General features: G+C 73.0%; 13 protein-coding genes. 10 read left to right on the top strand and 3 right to left on the bottom strand.

The window, feature by feature from the left end:
* Positions 1-81 precede the first annotated feature (81 nt).
* From ACQVFL_RS28315 to ACQVFL_RS28285, 7 genes are all read left to right on the top strand, one after another.
* Positions 82-558 carry a hypothetical protein gene (locus tag ACQVFL_RS28315; protein ID WP_396689714.1) on the top strand — a complete coding sequence of 159 codons (477 nt, stop codon included), beginning with the start codon at positions 82-84 and terminating at the stop codon, positions 556-558.
* 62 nt (positions 559-620) lie between these two features.
* Positions 621-776: a DUF4177 domain-containing protein gene (locus ACQVFL_RS28310; protein ID WP_013736319.1), complete on the top strand. Its 156-nt coding sequence runs from the start codon at positions 621-623 to the stop codon at positions 774-776.
* Positions 777-780: 4 nt separating this feature from the next.
* On the top strand, positions 781-1,242 hold the full coding sequence (locus ACQVFL_RS28305; protein WP_396689715.1) for a RidA family protein: 462 nt from the start codon (positions 781-783) through the stop codon (positions 1,240-1,242).
* 117 nt (positions 1,243-1,359) lie between these two features.
* Positions 1,360-2,184, top strand: coding sequence for an MBL fold metallo-hydrolase (locus ACQVFL_RS28300; RefSeq protein WP_396689716.1), 825 nt, complete (start codon positions 1,360-1,362; stop codon positions 2,182-2,184).
* A complete protein-coding gene (locus ACQVFL_RS28295; RefSeq protein WP_431727954.1) occupies positions 2,181-5,798 on the top strand; it encodes an adenylate/guanylate cyclase domain-containing protein in 3,618 nt (1,205 codons plus the stop codon). Before ACQVFL_RS28300 ends, ACQVFL_RS28295 begins: the two co-directional genes overlap by 4 nt.
* Before the next feature lie 144 nt (positions 5,799-5,942).
* On the top strand, positions 5,943-6,386 hold the full coding sequence (locus ACQVFL_RS28290; RefSeq protein ID WP_396689718.1) for a hypothetical protein: 444 nt from the start codon (positions 5,943-5,945) through the stop codon (positions 6,384-6,386).
* A 31-nt stretch (positions 6,387-6,417) separates the two neighbouring features.
* Positions 6,418-7,887, top strand: a complete 1,470-nt coding sequence (locus ACQVFL_RS28285) for a serine/threonine-protein kinase (protein ID WP_396689719.1) — start codon at positions 6,418-6,420, stop codon at positions 7,885-7,887.
* Positions 7,888-7,895: 8 nt separating this feature from the next.
* On the opposite strand, the gene ACQVFL_RS28280 is transcribed toward ACQVFL_RS28285, so the two are convergent.
* Positions 7,896-8,225, bottom strand: a complete 330-nt coding sequence (locus tag ACQVFL_RS28280) for a hypothetical protein (protein ID WP_396689720.1) — start codon at positions 8,223-8,225, stop codon at positions 7,896-7,898.
* A gap of 223 nt (positions 8,226-8,448) precedes the next feature.
* Here ACQVFL_RS28280 and ACQVFL_RS28275 point away from each other — a divergent pair, with 223 nt between their 5' ends.
* The 3 genes from ACQVFL_RS28275 (at position 8,449) to ACQVFL_RS28265 (ending at position 12,438) form a co-directional block, all read left to right on the top strand.
* On the top strand, positions 8,449-10,251 hold the full coding sequence (locus tag ACQVFL_RS28275; RefSeq protein ID WP_431727953.1) for an alpha/beta hydrolase: 1,803 nt from the start codon (positions 8,449-8,451) through the stop codon (positions 10,249-10,251).
* A 136-nt stretch (positions 10,252-10,387) separates the two neighbouring features.
* Positions 10,388-11,329, top strand: a complete 942-nt coding sequence (locus ACQVFL_RS28270; protein WP_396689722.1) for a transporter substrate-binding domain-containing protein — start codon at positions 10,388-10,390, stop codon at positions 11,327-11,329.
* A complete protein-coding gene (locus tag ACQVFL_RS28265; RefSeq protein ID WP_396689723.1) occupies positions 11,326-12,438 on the top strand; it encodes a hypothetical protein in 1,113 nt (370 codons plus the stop codon). Before ACQVFL_RS28270 ends, ACQVFL_RS28265 begins: the two co-directional genes overlap by 4 nt.
* Positions 12,439-12,447: 9 nt before the next feature.
* Here the strand turns inward: ACQVFL_RS28265 and ACQVFL_RS28260 are convergent, their stop codons facing one another.
* Complete coding sequence (locus ACQVFL_RS28260; protein ID WP_396689724.1) at positions 12,448-13,626, bottom strand: acyl-CoA dehydrogenase family protein; 1,179 nt, start codon at positions 13,624-13,626, stop codon at positions 12,448-12,450.
* Positions 13,623-15,614: a biotin carboxylase N-terminal domain-containing protein gene (locus ACQVFL_RS28255; protein WP_431727952.1), complete on the bottom strand. Its 1,992-nt coding sequence runs from the start codon at positions 15,612-15,614 to the stop codon at positions 13,623-13,625. Before ACQVFL_RS28255 ends, ACQVFL_RS28260 begins: the two co-directional genes overlap by 4 nt.
* Between the last annotated feature and the right edge of the window lie 54 nt (positions 15,615-15,668).

Below are 15,668 nucleotides of genomic sequence, written 5' to 3'. Positions count from 1 at the left end.
GCACGCCCTGAAAGGGCTGGCCGCAGCGGCGCCGGACCGGCCGGCGGCGCCGTGACCAGGTACGACGCCCGGAGGCAGTGCATGCGCGAGATCGACAACACCCCCCGAGTCCAGTTCTCCGCCGGGGGGCGCCGGGGCAGCCGGACGGCCGGCGGCGACTCCTCCGGCCGGCTGCCGGTCAACGAGCGGTCGTACCGGCGCACCGTCGACCCGGTCGGGATGGTCGAGCCGGCCGGCGGGCGCGACGACGAGGTCCCCGGCTACGTCATCCACCTGCCCGTCCGGGTGGCCGACCTGGCCGCCGCGACCGCGCTGGCCGCCCGGGTGGCGACGTCGCTGAACTTCCTGCCCGAGCTGGACGCGGGAGAGACCGAGGTGTCGACCGCCGACGACCAGAACAACCGGCACCAGGTCTTCTGCGACCTGCTGCTGCCCGACCGCAGCCGATGCCCGCAGCCGTACGATCACAAGGGCCTCTGTGGCGAGCTGTCGATCGCCCCCGAGCAGCGTCCCGCCGCGGAGCAGTGGCCGACCTCCGAGCAGCGTCCCGCGTCCTGACCGGCCGGCGGACCGTAGGCTGTGCCCCGAAGTGTCCATGCCACCGAGGGAGCTCTCCACCGATGCAGAAGTGGGAATACGCCACGGTCCCGCTGCTGGTCCACGCGACCAAGCAGATCCTCGACAACTGGGGTGAGGACGGCTGGGAACTGGTCTCCGTCGTACCCGGGCCGAACCCGGAGCAGCTCGTCGCCTATCTCAAGCGCCCGAAGGCGTGACGCGGTGAGCAACGGACCGCACGGGAAGTTGGCCGAACTCGGGCTGGAACTGCCGGAGGTGGTGCCGCCGGTGGCGAGCTACGTGCCGGCGGTGCAGTCCGGCCAGCACGTGTACGTCTCCGGGCAGCTCCCGATGGCCGAGGGCAAGCTGCTGGCCACCGGCAAGGTCGGCGCCGGTGTCTCCGCCGACCAGGCCAGACAGCTCGCCGAGCGGTGCGCCCTCAACGCGCTCGCCGCGATCGACTCGCTGGTCGGCCTGGAGAACGTCGTCAAGATCGTCAAGTTGACCGGTTTCGTGGCGAGCGCCCCCGGCTTCACCGGTCAGCCCGGCGTCATCAACGGCGCGTCAGATCTGTTCGGCGCGGTGTTCGGCGAGGCCGGTCGGCACGCCCGGTCGGCCGTCGGCGTGGCCGAGTTGCCGCTCGACGCGCCGGTCGAGGTCGAGGTCATCGTCGAGGTCGCCTGACCCGACGTCACCGTGATCTTGCGGTTCCGCCCGGACGAAGGCCCCTAACGAGGGCGAATCGGGGAGCGGAACCGCAAGATCGCGGAGGTGCGCCCCCGGGGTCGTACGATCGCAGCCATGGGAGGGCATGTGACGGGGGCGGTGACCGCCCTCGCCAGCGAGTTGCCGGGGTGGGTGACGCTGCTGCGGGCACCCAATCCGGGGCCGATGACGCTGGACGGCACCAACACCTGGCTGCTGCGCGCCCCGGGCGCGGAGTACGGCGTGGTGGTCGACCCGGGACCGGCCGACGAGGCACACCTGGCCGCGATCGCCCAGTGGGGGCCGGTCGGCCTGGTGCTGATCACCCACGGGCACCCGGACCACACCGAGGGCTCGCCGCGCCTGCGTGACCTGCTCGGCGGGGCACCGGTACGCGCCGCCGACCCGGCGCACAGCATCGGCGGACCGCCGCTCGACGCCGCCGGTGAGGTGGCCGGGCACGGGCTGACGATCCGACTCGTACCCACTCCCGGGCACACCGCCGACTCGGTCTGCTTCCTGGCCGAGCACGGCGACCGGCAGGTGGTGCTCACCGGCGACACCATCCTGGGCCGGGGCACCACCGTGGTCGCCCACCCGGACGGCCACCTCGGTGACTACCTGGCCAGCCTGGAACTGCTCTCGACGTACCGGGGGATCCCGGCGTTGCCGGGCCACGGTCCGGCGCTGGCCGACTGCGGTGCCGCCGCCGACTTCTACCTCGCCCACCGGCGGGCCCGCCTGGACCAGGTCCGGGCGGCGCGCGACGGCGGAGCGCGGACCCCGGCCGAGGTGGTCGCCGTCGTCTACGCCGACGTGGACCGGTCGCTGTGGTGGGCGGCGGAGTGGTCCGTGCGCGCCCAACTGGAGTACCTGGACCGGGAATCCGAGGGTGACGCCGCGAGGTTGGACCGACCGTGACCTGTCCGGTGTGCGGAACCGTCGCGGTGCCCGGCGCCCGGTTCTGCCACAACTGCGGTGCCGCGCTGCCGGCCGCCGCCACCCTGCCCGCCGCCGAGCGTCGGGTGGTCACCGTGCTCTTCGGCGACCTGTCCGACTTCACCTCCTGGTCCGAGGACCTCGACCCGGAACGCGTCGGCGCGGTCACCGACCGGGTGCTGGCCGCCCTCGCGGGTGCGGTGAAGACCTTCGGCGGGCACGTCGACAAACTCACCGGTGACGGGATCATGGCGGTCTTCGGTGCTCCGGTCGCGCACGAGGACGACGCCGAACGCGCCGTCCGGGCCGCCCTGTCCATGCAGCGCGCGGTCCGTCGGGTGCTCGACGACGAGCGCGGCGGCGGTGCGCCGCTGGGGCTGCGGGTCGGGCTGAACACCGGTGACGTGATCGCCGGCATCCAGGCCGCCATTGAGTACACCGTCATCGGCGACACGGTGAACACCGCCGCGCGGCTGGCCGACGCCGCCGCCGTCGGCGCGGTCTACGCCGGGGCGCGGACCGCGGCGGCCACCCGGCACGTCGCCAGTTGGCGGGCGCTGCGACCGTTGCGGCTCAAGGGCAAGCGCGAGCCGGTCGAGGCGTACGAGCTGCTCGGTCTGCTGGACGCGCCGGGCACCCGCTCCGGCCTCGGCGACGAGGCACCCTTCGTGGGCCGGGAGACCGAGGTCGGCCGGGTCGCCGGTCGACTGGCCGAGGTGATCGACCGGGGTGAGCCCCGGGTGCTGCTGATGACCGCCGAGGCCGGGATCGGCAAGTCCCGGTTCGCCGCCGAGGTGGAGCGCCTGGCCGCCGGCTACGACGTGGGCGCCGGACGGTACGCCGCGCACACCGGCGCCCGGGTCCTCTCGGTACGCTGCGCCGCCTTCGGCGAACGCCGTCGGCTCGCCCCCCTGGCCGACCTGGTACGCGCCGCCACCGGCCTGCCCAACGACACGGCCACCGCGGTCACCCGGGCCGCCGTGGAGGAGCGGCTGCGTCGACTCGGGCAGCGCCTCAGCCGCTCCCGCACCGCGCCCGCCCCGGTCGCCGTGGACCAGTTGCTGGCCCTGCTCGGATACGCCGAACTACCCGCCGCCGGCCACACCGACCAGAGCGAGTGGACCGGCACCCAACCGCCGCCCGACGCCGAGGCGGTGCCCAACGCGGTGGCCGACCTGCTCAGCGCGCTCGCCGAGGAGGCACCGCTGATGGTGGTGGTGGACGACCTGCACGACGCCACCGCGGAGACCATCGGCGCGCTGGAGGTCACCCTGTCCCGGCTCAACGGGCCGATCCTCGTGCTGCTGCTCGGGCGGCCGGAGCTGGTGCGTACCGCCGGCACGCTGGCCCGGGTCGCGGACGCCGAGGTGCAGCCGTTGCCGCCGCTGCGCGGCGCCGACGCGTCCCGGCTGCTCACCAGCTACCTCGGTGGCGGGCGGCTGACGCAGGCCGACGCCGACCGGCTGCTCGCCACCGCCCAGGGCAACCCGTTCTATCTGGCCGAGCTGGTCACCCTGCTGATGGAGCGCGGCGCGCTGACCGCCGGTGCGCGCAACGACTGGCGGCTGGCACCCGGCTCGCTCGGCAGCCGACTGCTCTCCCGGGACCTCGCGGCGGTGCTCGCGGCCCGGATCGACGCGTTGCCCGCCGAGGCCCGTTCGGTGCTGCGGGACGCGGCGGTGGTCGGGGACACGGTGCCCGAGGGGGCGTTGCAGGCGCTGCGCGAGCAGCGGGCCGGACGCGACGGCCGACCGGGCGCGGTGGTCGCGCTCGACCTGGACCGGGCCGTGGAGGAGCTGCTGCAACGCCGGATGCTGCACCGCACCCGCACCGGGTACGCCTTCGCCACCCCGTTGATGCGGGAGGCCGCGTACGCCGGGATCAGCAAGGCGGAGCTGGCCGAGCGGCACGCGGCGCTGGCCCGGTGGGCGAGCCCGGCGGCCAGTGTCAGCAGTGGCCTGGGCGGCCCCGACCTGGTCGCGACCGGCGCCACGGCCGGTCCGAGCGGCTTCACCGAGGCGGCCCGGGACGACTTCGTGGCGCAGCACGTCGAGCGGGCCACCGCGTTGGCCGACGCGGTCACGTTGCGCCCGGATGCTCCGGCCCGGGCGGTCGCCCCGCTCGGGGTCGCCGCGCTCGGCCGGGCCACCCGCCGCGCTCTGCACGAGGGCGAGCCGGCTCTCGCCGTCGAGTACGCCGAACGCGCCGCCGAACTGGCCCGCGTGGACGGCGTACCGGCCTCCGACCGGGTGGTGCACGCGCGGGCGCTGCTCCAGGTCGGTCGGGTGGCCGACGCGCTGGCCTCGGCCGAGAAGATCGCCGCCAACGCCGGGGACCAGGCGACCACCCGGGTCAGCGCGTTGCTGCTCGCCGGGCAGGCCCAGCAGGCCATGGGTGACCTGCGGCGGGCCGAGACCTGCTGGCGCGAGGCGTTGCAGGTGGCCACCGACGCGGACCTGCCGAGCCTGCGGGCGTCGGCCATGCGTCGACTGGGCATGGCCGACTTCCTCGCCGGACGGCTCGGCGAGGCGAGTAGCCGGTTGGCCGCCGCGTACCAGGTCAGCCTGGCGGTGCAGGACCGCCGGGGGCAGGCGTGGTCGTTGCAGAACCTGGCCTGGGTGACCACCACCCGGGGCGACTTCGCGGGTACGGACGCGGTGCTCGGTCGGGCCGCCCGACTCTTCGCCGAACTCAAGGATCCGTACGGGCGGGCGTGGTTGCGTGGCACCACCGCCTTCGCCCGACTGCTCGCCGGTCGGCTGAGCGAGGCGCGTCGGCTGGCCCGGATCTTCCTGCCCTTCGGGGAACGGGTCGGCGAGGCGTGGGCGGTGGGCACCCTGCGGGCGGTCGACGCGTACGCCAACGCGGAGTTGGGCGAACTGCTCGACGCGGACCGGGAGGCCCGGCGGGCGTACCGCGAGTTCGCCGCCGCCTCCGACGAGTGGGGGCAGGGTTTCGCGCTCGTCGTCCGGGGTGTGGTGGCGCGTGGCCTCGGCGAGCCCGAACACGCTGCCGACCTGCTCACCGACGCGCTGGAGTACGCCGGCCGGACGGCTCATCCGCTGCTCACCGGCATGGCCGGCACGCTGCGCGGCTTCGTGGCGCTGGACATGGGCGACGTGGCCGGCGCCGAGCAGTACGCGCGATCGGTGCTGACCAGTGTGGAGCCGCACAACCCGCAGGCGCCCGCGCAGGTGGGGCCCCGGGTGCTGCTGGCGACGGCCCGGTTGGCGGCCGGTGACTCCGGCACTGCGGTCGGACTGCTCGCCCCGGTGGCCACCGCCGCCGCCACCTCGCCGTCGCTGCTGTTCTCCCGTCGACAGTCGATGGCGCGTTACGCCTCGGCACTGCTCGCGCACGGACAGTGCGAGCAGGCGCTGGTCTGGGCCCGCCGGGCGGCGGCCACGCCGGCCGAGGACGTCCGCAGCCAGGTGGTCGCGGCCCGGGTACGCGCCGAGGCGCTGGCCGCCTGCGGCCGGTCGTCGGAGGCGTTGACCAGTGCCGAGGAGGCGGTACGCCTGTCGTTCGCCACCGAGCAGCGCAGCGAGCGCGCCGATTCCGAGGCGCTGTACACCCGGTTGCGCGACGCGCGCTGAGCCACGCCGCCGGCTTGTCGACATGGTGTGGTCCGGCCGGTTCTGTCGGTTCCGGTGATGTCGTCTGTCGGGGCCGACCGCTACCGTGCACGGTGCACGCGGCGGTCAACATGGGCGGTCGTGCCGTCAAGGGGGAGGGCTCAGATGAGGCTGCCGCGCTCGGTCGCCGGCTGGACGATCGCGGTGTTCGGCGTGTTGGCGCTGGTGATGGGGGCGGTCGGGCTGCTCTGGCCGGAGGCGCTGCTCGGGATGCTCGGCTTCGAGATCCCGGCGACCCGGGCGCCCGGCGACTACACCGGCGTGTTCGTGACCGCCTCGTCGATGGCCTCGTTCAACATGGGGGTCTACTACCTGCTCGCCACCGCCACCGAGTGGCGGGCGTTCTACCGCTTCACGGTGGTGTTCCGGTTGGTCACGTTCACCGTGTTCACACTCGCGGTGCTGGCCGACGTGGCGCCCGGCCGGTTCTTCGGCGTGGCGGCGTGGGAGGCCGTGGGTGCGCTGGCCACTGCCGCCGGCCTCTGGTGGGACTCCCGACGCAGTGCGGAAACCTCGCCGGAGCGGTCGCCCGCCGATGCGGTTCACTGAGCCGCCGGTCCAGTTGGGTATTTTCGAAACCGTGACCGACACCCCGCCCGGCGCCCTGCCGACGCCCATCGTGCCTGGTCTGACTGATTTGCAGGTCTTTGCCCGGGGAGGCTACGCGACCGTCTACCGGGCCACCCAGATCTCGGTGGACCGCGAGGTCGCGGTCAAGGTCGAGAACCGCACCCTGGCCAGTGACCGGGACCAGGCCCGCTTCCTGCGCGAGGCGCGGGCAGCCGGTCGGATGTCGTCGCACCCGCACGTGGTGGATCTCTTCGACGTCGGGGTCACCATCGACCAGCACCCCTACCTGATCATGGAACTCTGCGACGGGTCGTACGCCGAACGGATGCGTACCTCGCCGCTGGGCGCCGCCGAGGCGCGGGACCTCGGCATCAAGATCGCGGACGCGCTCGCCCACTCGCACGCGGCTGGGGTGCTGCACCGCGACGTCAAGCCGGCCAACATCCTCTACTCGCACTTCAACTCGGCCGTCCTGGCCGACTTCGGGCTGGCCGTGGTCGCCGAGATGCGCGACGCCACGGTCGCCCTGGAGGTGCTCACCCCGGCGTACGCCCCGCCGGAGATGTTCAGCCACAGCCCGCCCTCACCTGCGGTGGACGTCTACGCGCTCTGCGCCACCCTCTACGCGGTGATGCACGGCCGTCCGCCCCGCTGGCAGACCGAACGCAACCCGAGCCTGGTCACCGTGCTGGAGATGTTCCACCAGCCGATTCCCGGCATCCCCGGCATCCCGGAGGAGCTGGTCGACGTGCTCCGCGCCGGGATGGCCAACGACCCGGCGGACCGCCCCTCCGTCGTTCAGTTGCACGACATGCTGGTCGGCCTGCAACTGGAGGGTTCCGGCCCGCCGAGCCCGCCGATCGGCCTGCTCGGCGGCGGATTCCAGGGCGGTCCGCGGAGCACGGGTACGGCACCCGACGCCGGGGCCACCGGCACCTCCACCGAGCGCAGCCGGGGACGGCGCTGGTTCCTGGGCGCCACCGGCGTGGTCGCGCTGGCCGCCTCGGCGGGGGTCGGCGCCTGGGCGGCCGGTGGATTCCCGCCCGGCCAGCCCACCGTGCCGAACCGGCCCATCACGACCGGGGTGCACCGTCCGGGCTGCGCCACCCTGCCCGAGGTGCTGCCGGAGGGCGCCCGGTGCGCGGAGGAGTTGGAGTGCTTCGGCCCGGTGCAGGTACGCGCCCAGCGGGCCGAGGCCGACCAGGTGTCGTGCGACACCCGGCACACCTGGGAGAGCTACGCCGAGGGGGAGTTGCCCCGCGCGCTGTTCGACGCCGACCACGACGAGATCGTGACGGACCCGGGCGTTCGCAAGGTCTGCAACACGGAGACGTTCCGGCTGGTCAGCGGCATGGACAAGCCCACCGGGTGGAACCTGGAGGTGCTGCCGCCAGCCGACGCGCAGACCGACGCCACCTACCGCTGCCTGGCCGGGCGGGGTCTGGACGGGCTTGCGTCGCCCACGATCACCGGCGGCTGAGCGCGAGGTCAGTGGCTCGCGTCGCGGCGGTAGCGGTCCCGCATCGCCCGGACTGCCTCCCGGTCGCCCAACGTCTCCAGGGTGTCCGCGTCGATGCCGGGTGCGTGGGCCATCGGGTGGACCGGCGGGGCCGGAGGCGGGGTGTCGACCGGGCGGGCCTGCCGGGCGGCGGTGACCGCCACTCCGCTGACGATGGCGAGCAGCACGCAGCCCAGGGCCATCGCGACTCCCAGCAGATCCTGCCGGGGCCCGACGATCAGTGTCACCAACAGCCACAGCGATCCGAGTGCGGCGACCACCGCCACGGTGCGCGCGTCAGGTCCGGGGATGCGTCTCACGCGTCCAGAATGTCGGAGATTGCCGATCTGTCAACAGCAGATGGTCGAGCGCCTGCGTAACACCTGATAACTCCAGCTTACGGGATTCGGGAATCGTGACATCGGCGCCTGCATTGTCGGACATGTTGCTGTTCATTGGACCGCATCCATCGTTCGACGTCTCTAGAGTGGCGGAGGTCGAGTCCGACTCGACCTGTCCCGTATCCCACCGGAAGGCGTCCACATGCCACGACCAATCCGGAACCTCGCCGCCGCAGGGCTCGTCGGCGCGCTGCTCGCCGGAGCGGCGGTCGTACCCGCCAGTGCCGCACCCGCCACGATCGGTGCGGGCATCGTCACCGTCGCCCACCGCACCAGCCTGCTGGAGCGGCTGCGGGTCGACCGCGTGCCCACGCCCAGGCTGGACTGGTACGAGTGCTACGACTACGCCGAGTGCGCCACTGTCGACCTGCCGTTGGACTACGACCAGCCGAAGGGTGACACGACCGAGATCGCGGTCCTGCGGGTCAAGGCGCGGGACCAGAAGCGCAAGATCGGCAGCCTCTTCGTGAACCCCGGCGGCCCGGGCGGTTCGAGCACCAGCTTCGCCCTCGCCGCGCCGTACGTCTTCGGTGACGACGTGCTCGACCGGTTCGACATCGTCGGCGTCGACCCGCGTGGAGTGGGCGCCAGCGAGCAGCTCCGGTGCTTCCGGTCGGTCAAGGACCAGGCCCGGGCGTACGAGGGGGCGAACGTCGCCTTCCCGTACACGAAGGCCGAGGAGAAGGCGTACGTCGCCGCCGCGATCAGGATCGGCAAGGGCTGCTCGACCACCGGCAAGCCGCTCAGCGGCGCGATGTCGACCGCCGAGGTCGCCCGCGACATGGACGTGCTGCGGCGGGCGGTCGGCGACCGGAAGCTGTCCTACGTCGGCTTCAGCTACGGCAGTGTGCTGGGGCAGTACTACGCGAACATGTTCCCGGACCGGGTGCGGGCCGTCGCGATCGACGGTGTGCTCGACCCGACGGCGTGGTTCGGCGCCGGTGCCTCCGGGAACCTGGGCCAGGAGGACCGGATGCGCAGTGCGCAGGGCGCGCACCTGGCGCTCCGCGAGATCCTCACGCGCTGCAAGACCGCCGGTGTGGACGCCTGCCCGCTGGCCTCCGGTGACCCGGCCGCCCTGTTCGAGCTGGTGGCGAAGCGACTCAAGGCCAAGCCGTTGGTGCTGGAGGATCCGGACCTGGGCGAGTACACCTTCACCTACGCCGACTTCGTCGCCTTCATCGCGAGCTCCCTCTACGGCCCGTACGGGTACATGGACGTCGCCTACCTCACCCAGGAACTGCTGGTCCTGACCGACCCGTCGGCGACGAACGCGTCACGTACGCAGGCACGTACCTCGCTGCTGCGACGGGCCGAGAAGGCTCGGGAGTCGGCCCGCGCCTACGACTTCCCGTACGAGAACGGGCTGGAGACCTTCCTCGGGGTGGACTGCACCGACGCCAACCACCCGAAGGACGCCGCCTCCTGGGCGGCTCGGGCCGCCAAGGCCGACAAGCGCGACCCGTACTTCGGTCGGTACTGGACCTGGCTCACCGCCCCCTGTGCCCGGGACACCTGGACGGTGCGCGACGAGGACCGCTTCACCGGTCCGTTCGACCGGCGGACCGCCAACCCGGTCCTGGTCGTCGGCAACTACTGGGACCCGGCCACCAACTACAACGGTGCCGTCGCCTCCGCGAGGCTGCTGCCGAACAGCCGCCTGCTGTCCAGCGACAACTGGGGCCACACCGCGTACGGCTCGTCGGCCTGCGCGACCGGCGCCATCGACGCGTACCTGCTGCGGCTCACGCTGCCGAAGAAGGGCACCGTCTGCCACGGTGACATCCAGCCGTTCGAGGAGCTGCCGGAGTCGGCGGCCTCCGTCCGGGTCGACATCTCCAAGGAGGACCTGGCGGCCAGGGGCGCGCCGCGCCGCGGTGAGCCGAAGCAACTCCCGCCGGTGGTCGTGCCGATGCCGGCCCTCGGCGCGCCGACGGCGCGCTGAGGTCGCGACACACCTTCCGGGGTGCGGCGGGCAGTCGGATGCCCGCCGCACCCCGGTGCGTTTCGCGGCGGCGTCGACTGGCAGACACTCGCTACTTTCGGTGGCATGACAACTTCGGAAGGTAGTGAGGTGATCCATGGTCGGACGGTTCTCCACCACCCGGTTCCGCTCGGTCGCCACCACCCTCGCGGTCGCCCTGACGCTGTTCCTGGGTGCGGCGGCCGGTTGTGACAGCCAGCAGGAGCCGGAACTGCCCTCGGTGCAGGAGAAGCTCCGCGAGTCCCACATCTGGGAGCAGAACGTGCTGCGGATCGGAGTGGCGACCAACGAGCCGCTGATGGGCGACGTCCGCGACGGCGGGCACGTCGGCTTCGACGTCGAGATCGCCCGCTACGTCGCCGCCTCGCTCGGCTTCGAGGGCGACCAGCGGATCGAGTTCGTGTCGGTCTCCACCGAGGACCGGATCCCCGCCCTCCAGGGCGGCATGGTCGACCTGGTGGTGTCCAGCTTCTCCATCACCGAGGAGCGCAAGAAGGAGGTCAGCTTCGCCGGGCCGTACCTGGTGACCACGCAGGAGGTGCTGGTCCCGAGCCGACACCGGGACACCATCCGGACCATCGAGGACCTGCGGAACCCGGAGTTCCAGATCTGCACCAGCGGTGGCTCCACCACCGAGGCGGAGCTGGAACAGCACCAGGTGCGCGCGGTGGTGGTGAAGGACGTCGGCGACTGCGTCGAGGGCATCCTGGACGGCCGGTACGACGCGGTCAGCTCGGACGAGACGATCCTCGCCGGTTTCGTCGCCCGGTATCCGACCGAGTTCGAGATCGTGGACATGCCCTTCGGCACCAGCGAACTGCTCGGCATCGGCGTGCCCATCGGCGACCCCGCGTTGCGCGACCTGGTGGCGTACTTCCTCGACAAGAGCTACCGGCAGGGACGCAACGGGGAGATCAGCCCGTGGCAGGTCGCGTACAACCGGACGCTGGGCCCGTGGCTGCGGACGGAGAAGCGGCAACCACAACCGCTCGACGTACCCCGACTGGTCGACTTCGACGACAAGGTGCCGGGGCGATGAGCACGCCGGCGGCGACCACCGGCAACGCCCCGGACGCCGACCGGCCGGTGCCGTACCAGGTGACGCCCTCCGTCCCGGCGGATCCGCCGGTGGACGACCGCGCCATGCCGGACGGTCTCGCCAAGTCGAGTGGGCGCGCGGAGGTCGGCGTGGACCGGAGCGAGCGCCGGGCCCGGGCCAGCCAGTCGTTCTGGACGGCGGTGGTCGGCGTACCGGCGGTCTTCTCGGTGCTCCGGCTCGGCGTCGAGGCCGGCGGCGAGTTGCAGACGACGCTGCTGCTGGTGGCCAACGTGGGGCCGGTCAACATGCTGGCCGGCTTCCTCACCACGGCGGCCCGCCTGCTCTGCACCGCGCTGGTGGCGGTGTTCGCGCTCGGCGGGGTGCTCGCGGCCAGCCGGGAGGCCACCGCCCGCCGCTCGCTCTTCGCCCGCTGGATGGACGTCACACCGAGCTGGTTCATCGCGGCGAGCTTCCTGATGGCCCTGGTCACCTGGCCGCTGCTGTACCTGCCGCTGCTGCTGCCGACCCTGGCGGCGGCGTTCGGGCTCGCGCCGGTCCGCCTGCACGAGCGTCCGGCGGTCCGCGCGCTGACGATCACGGCGGCGTACGCGGGCTATCTGTGGTTGCTCGTCCCCACCTTGCGCGACGCGTGGCGGCAGGCCGAACCGCTGCCGATCGTGCTGCTGGTGGTGCCGCCGTTGCTGGCGCTCTTCGTCGCCGGGCCGCTGCCCCGGGTGGTGCTGCGGGCCTTCGCCCCACTGAGTCAGGCCGCCGTGCTGGTGGTGCTGGTCTGGGCGGCGTTGCCCGTGATCAGCACACCGGTGCTGCCGCTCACCGTGACCACCGTCGGAGCCACCCCCGAGGTCACCGAGGAGATCCGGGGGCACGTGGTGACCACCGACGATGTGCACATGGTGATCCTCCAGGAGCGGGGCGGCGTCCGGTACGTGCCCGTCGACTTCGTACGCGAACAGGTGCTCTGCCCCGCCGAGGAGGAACTGCCCCGCTACCGGCTGTGGATCCACGACTTCCACGTCGAGGACTCGCTGCTGGAAGGGCTGGGCCGACGGGTACGCCCGGTGCACCGGGTGGACGCGGCCTGTCGGTGAGCGCCCGACTCAGTACGACTTGTCCTGGCCGAGCACGTGCTGCGCGACGAAGTTGAGGATCATCTCGCGGCTGACCGGGGCGATGCGACCGGCCCGTACCGCCCCGAGCAGCGTGGCCACCCCGTACTCGGTGGTCATGCCGGCACCGCCGAGCGCCTGCACGGCGGTGTCGACCGCGAGCGCGGCGGCCTCGCCGGAGGCGTACTTGGCCATGTTGGCGGAGATGCCGGCCTCCAGGTCTCGGCCCGCGTCGTAGAGCGCCGCCGCCTTCTGGATCATCAACCGGGCCAGCTCCACCTGGACCGCCGCGTGTGCCAGGGGATGGGACACGCCCTGGTGCGTACCGATGGTGCGACCACCCCAGACCGTGCGGGTGGCGGTGTACTCCGAGGCGCGCTCGATGGCGTACCGGCCGGTGCCGGCGCCCATCGCGGCGACGGTGATGCGTTCCGGGTTGAGCCCGGAGAACAACGCCGGCAGTCCGGCGTCGAGCGACCCGCCGACCAACGCGTCGGCGGGCAGCCGGACCTCGTCCAGATAGAGCAGGAACTGGTTCTCCGGGGAGAGGATCTCCATGTCCAGCTTGGACCAGGTCACGCCGGGGGCGTCGGTCGGCACGATGAACAGGGCCGGCTTCAACCGCTGCCCGGCACCGTCGGTGGCGGTGTCGTCCCCGGCCCGGGCCACCACGAGGACGTGCCCGGCCTCGTCGACGCCCGAGATGTAGCACTTGCGGCCGGAGAGGACCCAGTCGTCGCCGTCGCGGCGGGCGACGGTGCCGAGGCGGTGGAAGTTCGATCCGGCCTCCGGCTCGGTGATCGCGAACACGATCTTCCGGGAGCCGTCGGCCAGGCCGGGTAGGTGGTGTTTGCGCTGGTCCTCGGTGCCGTGCCGGGCGATGACCGTGGCCGCGATGGCGGGGGAGACCACCAGCAGCAGCAACGGGCAGCCGGTGGCGGCCAACTCCTCGCAGACGATGGCCAGGTCGGTGATGCCGCCGCCCCCGCCGCCGTACTCGGTGGGGATGTTGACGCCGAGGTAGCCGAGCTGTCCGGCCTCGTGCCACAGCTCGTCGGTGTGCTCGCCGGCCTTTGCCTTCGCCACGAAGTAGCGGTGCCCGTACCGCCGACCGAGCGACCGGACGGCGTCGCGGAGCTGCTCCTGCTCCGGGCTGAGGTCGAAGTTCATGACGATGCCTCCTCGATGGGGGTGACCACGGCCAGCACCGCACCCGTCTCGACCTGACCGCCGGCCGGGACCGGAAGCTCGGTGACCACGCCGTCGGTCGGGGCGAGCACGGGGTGTTCCAGCTTCATCGCTTCCAGGGTCAGCAGCAGGTCACCGGCGGCGACCCGCCGTCCGACCTCGACGTGCACCCGGGCCACCGCCCCGGGCAGCGGAGCGAGCAGCGACCCGGCGGCCAGCTCCGCGCCGGGTGCCGGGAAGCGCGGCAGCTCGGTCAGGCCCGCCGCACCGTCCGGGCCGTCCACGAAGAACACCGCGCCGGTCAGGTGCACCCGGTACGCCCGGCGCACCCCGTCGACGTCGAACACCACCCGGTCCGGGCCTGCCCCGACCAGCGTGACCTCCGGCGCACTGCTCTCCGGTGACCCGGTCTCCGACGACGTGGACCACTCGGCGAGCGAGCCGTCCCGGTCCAGCCGGTACCGCACCTCGACCTCCCCGTCCGGGCCGGTGAACCGGGCGACCTGCGGAAAGGCGGGTACGTTGCGCCATCCCGAGGGCAGTCCGGCCAGCACCGGTGCGGCGGCGCGACGCGCCGCCGCCGAGGCCAGCGCGGCGGCGAGCGCGACCAGCGGCACCTCGCCGGGCGGCAGCAGCGGGGCGAAGACCTCGGGATGCCGCTCCAGGAACCCGGTGTCGACCGCCATCGCGCCGAACTCCCGACTGCGCAGCACCCGCACCAGCAGGTCCCGGTTGGTGGTCACCCCGTGCAGTTCGGCGCGGGCCAGCGCGGCGGCCAGCGTACGGGCGGCCTCGGCACGGGTGGGCGCCCAGGCGACCAACTTGGCCAGCATCGAGTCGTAGTGCACCTGCACCGCCGAGCCGTTCCGCACCCCGGAGTCGAGCCGCACCCCACGCGTCGGAGCGAACTCGCCGACCACCCCGGGGATCGCGAACCGGTGCAGGGTGCCGGTGACCGGCAGGAAACCCTGGGCCGGGTCCTCGGCGCAGAGCCGCACCTCGATCGCGTGGCCCTCGACCGGCGGCGTCACCGCCAGCGGCAGCGGCTCGCCCTCGGCCACCAGCAGTTGCAGCCGGACCAGGTCCAGTCCGGTGACCGCCTCGGTCACCGGGTGCTCCACCTGGAGACGGGTGTTCATCTCCAGGAAGTGGAAGTCGCCGTCCGGGGCGAGCAGGAACTCCACCGTGCCCGCGCCGACGTAGTCGACGGCCCGGCCCGCAGCCACCGCCGCCGCGTGCAGCCGGTCCCGCAGCTCCGGGGCGAGCACCGCCGGAGCCTCCTCGACGATCTTCTGGTGCCGCCGCTGGATCGAACAGTCCCGTTCGCCGAGCGCCAGCACGGTGCCGTGCCGGTCGCCGACGATCTGCACCTCGACGTGGCGACCCCGCTCGACGTACCGCTCGATGAAGACCGTGCCGTCGCCGAACGCCGACGCCGCCTCGCGGCCCGCGCTCGCCACCGCCTCGGCGAGACCGTCGGCGTCCCGGACGACCCGCATGCCGCGCCCGCCACCACCGGCGGACGCCTTCACCAGCACCGGAAAGTCGGTGACCTGGTCCGGGTCGGTCCAGGTGGACAGCATCGGCACGCCCGCCTCGGCGAGCAACGCCTTGGCGGCGAGCTTGTCACCCATCGCCGCGATCGCCTTCGCCGAGGGGCCGATCCAGGTCAGCCCGGCGTCGGTCACCGCTGCCGCGACGTCGGCGTTCTCGGCGAGGAAGCCGTAGCCCGGGTGGACGGCGTCCGCGCCGGACCGGCGGGCCGCCGCCAGGATCAGGTCGATCCGCAGGTACGTCTCGGCGGGCGTGTTCCCCGGCAGGCGTACCGCCCGGTCGGCCTCGCCGACGAAGGGCGCGTCGGCGTCCGCGTCGGAGTGCACCGCGACCGTCTCCACGCCGAGCAGCCGACAGGTGGCGATGATCCGGCGGGCGATCTCGCCCCGGTTGGCGACCAGAAGCCTGGTGATCATGGCAGCAGAGCCTTTCTCGCGCTCATCGGGCCGGCCTTTCGTTCGCGACTGCGG

The organism is Verrucosispora sp. TAA-831, assembly GCF_050780145.1.
Classification (GTDB): domain Bacteria; phylum Actinomycetota; class Actinomycetes; order Mycobacteriales; family Micromonosporaceae; genus Micromonospora.
Note: the sequence above shows the minus strand (reverse complement) of the source record. Positions and strands in the feature narration are given on the sequence as shown.